The following is a 246-nucleotide window of genomic DNA, read 5'->3' as shown; positions in this document are numbered from 1 at the left end:
CCGCAGGACATGCCGTTCGCCCCGCTCGTGCAGGTGTACGGCCCGACGGCCTGCGTCTGCCCGTACTCGAGCACCGGGGTGCCCGCCGACGCCGGCGCCGGCGCCGGGCCCCCGACGCACGGCGTGGTGACGCCGTCGGCCTCGTTCAGCACCACGGTGTGGCCGGTCGTGCCGGTGCACCCCTCCGACGCCGGCACCTGGTACTGGATGTTCGCGATCGTGCAGGTCCCGCCGTCGGGCGACATG

Annotated in this window: 1 protein-coding gene; it reads left to right on the top strand. The window is 75.2% G+C overall.

What is annotated here, in order from left to right; genetic code table 11:
• A partial coding sequence (locus KVT14_RS20860) for a hypothetical protein (protein ID WP_217617345.1) occupies positions 1-246 on the top strand: 246 nt, incomplete at both ends.

The sequence above is a fragment of the Cellulomonas sp. GbtcB1 genome (assembly GCF_019091725.1).
Classification (GTDB): Bacteria; Actinomycetota; Actinomycetes; order Actinomycetales; family Cellulomonadaceae; genus Cellulomonas.
The sequence above is the reverse complement of the archived record's forward strand: the minus strand, read 5'-3'. Positions and strand labels throughout refer to the sequence as shown.